5 protein-coding genes are annotated in these 5,967 nt (G+C 58.3%); 2 read left to right on the top strand and 3 right to left on the bottom strand.

Annotated elements, in window-relative coordinates; all coding sequences use genetic code 11:
* Positions 1 to 951 (bottom strand): tetratricopeptide repeat protein (locus WBP53_RS11850; RefSeq protein ID WP_423929167.1); only part of this gene is annotated, 951 nt, incomplete at its 3' end.
* Positions 952 to 1,212: 261 nt separating this feature from the next.
* Here WBP53_RS11850 and WBP53_RS11845 point away from each other — a divergent pair.
* Positions 1,213 to 1,995 carry a zinc-dependent peptidase gene (locus tag WBP53_RS11845; protein ID WP_423929165.1) on the top strand — a complete coding sequence of 261 codons (783 nt, stop codon included), beginning with the start codon at positions 1,213 to 1,215 and terminating at the stop codon, positions 1,993 to 1,995.
* A 250-nt stretch (positions 1,996 to 2,245) separates the two neighbouring features.
* Here the strand turns inward: WBP53_RS11845 and WBP53_RS11840 are convergent, their stop codons facing one another.
* Positions 2,246 to 4,330 carry a choice-of-anchor Q domain-containing protein gene (locus WBP53_RS11840; protein WP_423929163.1) on the bottom strand — a complete coding sequence of 695 codons (2,085 nt, stop codon included), beginning with the start codon at positions 4,328 to 4,330 and terminating at the stop codon, positions 2,246 to 2,248.
* Positions 4,327 to 4,818: a delta-60 repeat domain-containing protein gene (locus WBP53_RS11835; protein ID WP_423929169.1), complete on the bottom strand. Its 492-nt coding sequence runs from the start codon at positions 4,816 to 4,818 to the stop codon at positions 4,327 to 4,329. The genes WBP53_RS11840 and WBP53_RS11835 overlap by 4 nt, the downstream gene beginning before the upstream one ends.
* 562 nt (positions 4,819 to 5,380) lie before the next feature.
* On the opposite strand from WBP53_RS11835, the gene WBP53_RS11830 reads away from it, so the two are divergent.
* Positions 5,381 to 5,967 (top strand): delta-60 repeat domain-containing protein (locus WBP53_RS11830; protein ID WP_423929161.1); only part of this gene is annotated, 587 nt, incomplete at its 3' end.

The following is a 5,967-nucleotide window of genomic DNA, read 5'->3' as shown; positions in this document are numbered from 1 at the left end:
CGCCAGGTTGTTGAGCGCACTTGTCGTGGGTGCACCGATGCGCTCACCGATGGATAAATTTTCCTCGAATGCGGCGCGGGCGCCATCCAGGTCGCCGAGACCGAATAGCCCACTGCCAAGCGTATTGATGAAGCTCGCCCGACGCGCCGTCTCCGGCTCGCTTGCCGCGATCGCGCGCCGGCTATAGCTGATGGCCTGATCCCAGCGTTTGAGGTAGACATAGAGCGAGGCGAGATTGCCCAGCATGCCCGCCTCCTCTGGCAACCCCATTGCCTCGCGCGTGGCCTCCGAGGCCAGAAAGGCGCCCAGCGCTTCGTCCATCTTGCCCTGCTGCGCCAGTGCCACGCCGAGGTTGGACTGGCTGGATTTGAGATGCTCCGAGGGTGGCTGATCAGCTTGCAGATCGATCGCGGTGCGAATGGCCGATTCGGCCTGGGCAAATTTGCCGAAGCCGATCTCTGCCACTCCAATCGACATCCACGGCAGGGAGCGCCCTTTGCCCTCTGGAGCGGCATCGGAGATCGCCTGCGCACGGTTGCGCATCGCCGATTCGTCATCGGGCCAGCGCTTGCTGGCCATCAGGCTGGGCAGCCATTTTGAAAATACTTCCGGTGCGTCACCTGGTCGCAAGCGCCCGCTATCGAGCATGGCCTCGCACAAGTCAGCCAGTTCGCCGGGATAGCCACCCTTCGCCATCGCGGTGACAAGCGCTACCGCGGCGGCACTGGCATCCGGCTCGCGCGGGTCGTCCCACAATGCGCGCAGCGTTGCCATGGCCTCTGCCGGATCTTCGGTCAGCCGCGCGGTGGCCTGCGCCACCTTGCTTGCGTCGGGCAGAGCTGTTGGCGTTGCCGATTGATCAGCCTGTGCCAGGCCGCCTGAAAACATCACCAAAGCCAACACCATCGCCTGAATCAGGCCGGACACCGCTGCATTGACCTTGAGTGTCATCTTTCCCCCGAAGACCACCATTGACACCGCATGCTGCAGGAATCAGCGGCAAAGCGAAACAGTTGCGATGTCCGAGCGTGCTGGCAGGAGTTTGATTGCATGGAGCAACGGGCTACCTGCGGCTCGCCGGGACGCTCGTAGCGTGCGCCGTCCCGGTATCGTTGGGAAAGCCTCGACTCGTGACGTAGGATTCAATTGGGGTGGATGTCCCGGACTCGCTCTTTCGATTTCGATCCAATACGTACAGGCCGAGCAAAACAGATGAACTGGATCAGCAACTGGCTTGAAAATCGGCGACTCAAGAAGATGGCCGTCACCGTCGAGCAATGGGAGGCGGCTATTTCCGACTGGCACGTGGCGCATCGCTATCTCGGCGCCGAGCGTGAAGCGTTGCGCAAACTTTCATTGCGATTCATTGCGCGCAAGACGATCACGGCAGGCGGCGACTTCCAGCTCACGGACCCCATGTGTCTGAAACTCGCCACCATGGCTTGCGTGCCTATTCTCAAACTCGGATTGGACTGGTACGACCATTTCCAGACGGTCATCGTCTATCAGGACGATTACGTTTCGGATCAGCCCTACCGCAGCGACGATGGTGTTGTTCACTCCGGAACGCGTGGCTTGAGTGGCGAAGCATGGCTTCGGGGACCTGTGGTTCTGTCGTGGAGTTCGATTTGCGACTCCGGGCCACAATCGCGGCAAGGTCATGCCAGCAACGTGGTCATTCACGAGTTGGCGCACAAGCTCGACATGCTGCGGGATGGCGCCAACGGTGCGCCTCCGATGCACCCGGACATGCGACCGGGGGAGTGGCACGACACGTTCTCATCCGCATGGGGACGATTGCAGGTCGATGAGGAGCAAGGCCGGTCGCTACCGATCGATGACTACGCGCTTACCAACCCGGCAGAGTTCTTTGCGGTATGCAGTGAGTCTTTCTTCGAAGCTCCCGAGAACATGAAGAACACGATGCCGAAGGTCTACAGGCTGCTTTGCCAGTTCTACCGTCAGAAACCAGCACCGGCCGAGACTACAAGATAGGTGCTTATGTCGTTCATGGAGAGCGAGATTGTTCATTTCGCGGCTTGGGCCTTGAATTTCGAAACGGAACGACATGGCATCTACCGACACGATTGCCCGAACTTCCGCTTTCGATTCTCCAGGCCTGTTCAAGAGACGAGGGTGTTTCAATTCCCGGGTTTTCGACCGTTCCGCGCTATTCCTGCCAGGATTCGAGCGGTCAACTTCATGGTTGCGCGAGAAAGGGCATTCCACTACTGAATCGCTGACACTAGTCAAAGTTGTTGGCGAATATCACATCGGATGCCTGGATGATCAGGGTGGTGGAGTATGTGTCTTGTCCGCCATAGATAGTTCCTCCGTCGTCGTGCAAATTCACGGACGCTTCCGCCACGCCACTTGCCGTTGCGGACAATGCGAAACGCAGGTTCCCATTGTTGACATTGACGGTGGGCGGGCTAGCAAAAAATCCGGCTGGGACGCTGATCGGGGTCACTGTGAAATTCAGGACTTGGCCGGCTTCATTGGGGGGGCCGCGCGTGATGTCGGTGGCCCAAGCCGGATAGGTCAGCATTTGCCCCAGAGGCGCTGCTATCTGAGGTTGGGCCGTGTTGAAGCCGGGAGCGTCATTGACCGCATTCACCGTGATCGTTACATCTGCGGTGCTGCTGTTGAGCATGTCGGTGATCGTGTATTCAAAAGTCGCCGTTCCAAATGCATCCGGGTCATCCGTGTTGAACGTGAACGAGCCGTCTGCCAGCAGCTCGACCAGGCCGGGGGCATCGGTACTGTCGGCAGCAAAACTGCCAGCCGATGAAACTACCAGATCGTCATCGTCCACATCGTTCTCCAGCAGGCCGAGAAAGACGAAGACCATAAGCTCCTCGCCTTCCCGAACGCTGTAGTTGTCGTTGTTGGCGACCGGTGGTGGATCCGCACTGACGCCGCCGAACTCGACCGCGCCTATGTCGCAACCCGACAACAGATTCGGCACCCCGATCACGTCGATAGTTCGCAGGTTCGTCGCGGCATTCTGCGAATGTCGCTGGTCGATCGTCTGGACATTGCACTTCCCCCGGTCAAGGGCGGGACTGGTAATTTGCAATTGATGGGTCGGAGTGGGGCCGCCATTGTCCGCCAGCGGTGACAAGCGGGGATCGAGCGGCTGTGCATCGGTGCCGACCGTGTCATTGTTGGCGTTCGGCTGGCCGACCGGGAACGGAATGCTTGCGCCCTCATTGTTGCCGATCATGTTGAAGCCATTGCTGTTGTAGGTGCCCGCCAGATCAGGCGCTGCTGATTGAGACTGATCAGTATTTTCGGCTGAAATCGTGTTGAAGATCGTGACCGGCATCGATGCAGAACTGTAGATGCCGCCACCACCCTGATCGGGACCGGTCTGATCGAGATTGCTGTCAGACTCGTTCAAGGTGAAGGTGCTATGCCTGATCGCTACGTCTGAATAGTCACCGGCAAAGCCAGGCCCGCCAATGGACAATCCACCGCCAACACCGACTGCCTTGTTGGCTGAGAACGTACTGCGATCAATGGTCAGCTCCGAGACGCCCGAAGGCGTCGATGAAAGCATCAGGATCGCACCACCGGCCATGTCGTCCAGAGGTTGAGCCAGTTGCGTGTTGTACACGTAGTTGCCTGAAAATGTGCTTCCCTCGATAGTGACCTCTTGATGCGCGCCGATAAAAATCGCGCCACCACCGGCTGTATTGGCGTCGACGCCCGAGACGTAGTTGTACTCGAACAAACTATCCCTGATCACCGTGGTGTTGCTGTTGCCGCCGGTCAAGGCCAACGCGCCGCCGCCTTTTTCTGCGTTGTTGGCCAGGAAATGCAGGCGTTCGAGGGTGAGCGAGGCACCACCAACGTGACTGGCCAGAATGGCCCCGCCGTATTCGGCAAATGGCAAGCGTATGGCGCTGTAGGAGAAGCGCATGTCCGAAAGCGTGAACTGAGCAGCTGCCGCAGTATTCAGGATCTTGAATACGCGATTGAATGAGAACCCACCAAGGTCGAGCAATTCCATGCCCGGTCCCTTGATGTGAACAGATTCTGTCAGCAGCAATTCGCTGAATGGAGAGATGTAGGCGGGCAGGATCGTTGTATCGAATTCGATAACATCGACCACAGGTTGAGCATCGCCGGCGATGCATTCACCTGCAACCACGCCGGTTGACACATTGGTATTGGCGGCTTCAATCGCCTCAACGAGCATGCAATAGCCATCAACTCCCGATACCGGATCCATAGTGATGGTATTTACGGTAATTGTGGCTGCATGAAGTGTTGAAAAGGGAAATGCCAGGATGCTGGCGTAGATGACTGGTCGTAGTGCTTTCATGATCTGTTCCTTTCACAACGAATGGATGTGTGGCTGCCAAGAGCAACACGCCCGAACGCTGGAGCGTATCGGCGGTACTCGAGCGGGCTCACAGGAACCCCTCGAAGAAGTTGCCGTCGTTGCCGTTTAGAAATGCCTGACGCGTGGTCTGGATCAGACTGCTCGATCCGTTGGAATCCCCGGAACCGTTTTGAGCGGATGTGCGCAGATGTATCTGCGTGGCGTCGGGCGGATGCGCCTCCAGCGACAATCGGGGCGAAACTGCCGTCGGCATTCAGACGAGCGACGCGGTTGTGCTTGCAAGCACCGATTTCCGAAAGCGCACCGTCAATCAGGATGCGCCCATCCGCCTGTACTTCGACGGCGAAGACTGTGTTGTCGACCGTGGTCGCCGCGAACCCGGCATCGATTTCGCCATTGGCCAGGAGTCGTGCGATACGAACGCGTGCCGGCCCGGCGATGTTCGTGAACTGACCGGCAACGATCATATTGCCATCGGGCTGCATCGCCAGGGCTCGCACGGTGTTGTCCGCGTTCGCGACAAAGCCGTCCTCGACGTTGCAGGCCCAGGATGTACTGCAAGAAAGCAGCAGAACGCCAATCAACTGCAGACATCGAAATGACTTCATATAGTCGCTCCCTGAAGGAATGGGCCGAGCCCTACCGTGCCGTATGGCGCCGCCTGAGTCCTATGCAAACCATCAAGAAGTCATCAAAAGTCGATCGGATCATTGAAAAGTGTCGTGTTGCCTGCCTGGAGAGCGCCGAATTGCCTAACTGAACATCGATGGCAGTCTCGGTTCACTGTTCGGTTCAGTCCTCGCAAGTGCAATCCACACCGTCGCGGAACCGGCCAAGGGCAAGCCGGCGGTCGGCGGTGACTTCACTATGATCGGTGAGCCGCTGGCGGACTCCCTGGAAACGCGAGAGTTTTGCTTCTTGTTTCAATGACTTGACAACTTCCTGACAAGTGCTTGAAGAGTTCTGAAGGACTTCTGCTCCCCCACGTCGCATCGTCAGGCCCCTTGGAAGCTTGGGCGGAGAAGTGGCATGCGCACGATTGATCATCGATGGCTGGCGGGGCTGGCCCTCTTGTTTTTCTGCAGCCTTGCGCTCGCGACCAGCGTCGATGACGGATTCTCGACGAGCTTGAGCACGAATTTCGTCGGTGCGATCGCGGTGCAAGCCGACGGCAAGATCATCATCGGCGGCAACATATCCAGCATCAACGGGCAGCCGCGCCAGAGAATTGGCCGTGTTCATGCCGATGGCAGCCTGGATACAAGCTTTGCGGAGATCGCCGTTGACAACTGGATTTACGATATCGCCATCCAGGCCGATGGGCGCATCGTCATAGCTGGGAAATTTTCACAGGTTGGCGTGGCCACGAGGAAAGGCATCGCAAGACTCAATCCCGACGGGAGCTTCGACGCAAGCTTCAACGCCAACATCGGAGATGATGACAGTCTGAGCTGGGCGTACTCGCTGGCCTTGCAGCCCGATGGAAAGATCTTCGTAGGAGGAGGCTTCTCGCGGGTCGGCGGCGTGGAGCGACGCTATCTCGCGCGCTTGAACGTCGACGGCAGCGTGGATATGACCTACACGCCACCGTTATCCGGCCAAGCGACCTCTGGTGA

The sequence above is a fragment of the Dokdonella sp. genome, assembly GCF_049593775.1.
GTDB lineage: Bacteria > Pseudomonadota > Gammaproteobacteria > Xanthomonadales > Rhodanobacteraceae > Dokdonella.
The sequence above is the reverse complement of the archived record's forward strand: the minus strand, read 5'-3'. Positions and strand labels throughout refer to the sequence as shown.